The sequence below is a fragment of the Bradyrhizobium sp. 23 genome (genome assembly GCF_023073295.1).
Lineage (GTDB): Bacteria > Pseudomonadota > Alphaproteobacteria > Rhizobiales > Xanthobacteraceae > Bradyrhizobium > Bradyrhizobium canariense_D.
In genome coordinates, this window is the sequence record NZ_JADPJF010000037.1 from 62,236 (window position 1) to 62,990 (window position 755).

At 68.7% G+C, this 755-nt stretch carries 1 protein-coding gene; it reads right to left on the reverse strand.

What is annotated here, in order from left to right; translation table 11 throughout:
- Positions 1 to 87: 87 nt before the first annotated feature.
- Positions 88 to 755: hypothetical protein (locus IVB32_RS06235; RefSeq protein ID WP_247409999.1), on the reverse strand; the 668-nt coding region annotated here is incomplete at its 5' end.

The following is a 755-nucleotide window of genomic DNA, read 5'->3' on the forward strand; positions in this document are numbered from 1 at the left end:
GGTAACACCGCGCAGGGACGGCTATTCAAGCAAAAAGGCGCTTCACATCGTGGTGAAGCGCCTTTTCGGAAATCGGATATGGGCCGCTCAGCGCGCGACGATCAGCCCCTTGCTGGTGACGACGACCCAGCGGCCGTCCTGACGGCGGATCGCATCGACACGGCCAACCCCTGGGATGGGGTCACCGGCATACACCTCGTAGAGGCCACCGCGGCCCTCGACCAGTGCGCCGCCGTTGGAGACGTCGCGCAGCACCCAGCCTTCGACCGTCGGCAACCGGCCGACCTCGGTCTTGGGTGCGACGGGAGCCGGCGCAGCTGCGGCGGTTGCAACCTGGGTCGGTGCGATCGAACCAGTGGTCTCCTTGGCGGGCACGGCGGCTGCGGCCTGGACGGGCGCCGCGGGCGGGGTGGCGCGGAGCTTGTCGACCGTCTCGGACAGCTTTGCGATCTTGGCCATTGGCTCGGCCTGCGCCTTCTCGAGCTTGTCGAGGCGGTCGTTGGTCCGGTTGAACTGGCCGAGGCCGGTCTTGGAGGTATGCTCGACGTTGGCTTTGAGCGCGACGACATCGGCATCAATCCGGGCGACCGAGGATTCCAGCGCGCTGGTGTCGGCAACCTGTGCCGGCGCGGAGCTTGCGAAGTGCATCATCCCTGCGGTCGCGAGCGCGCCGCTGATGGCGCCGACACTGGCTGCAATCGCCACTACCGCGGCCATCGCCGACAGGCGGCGCGCGCCGCCGCTCTCGCGCGGCT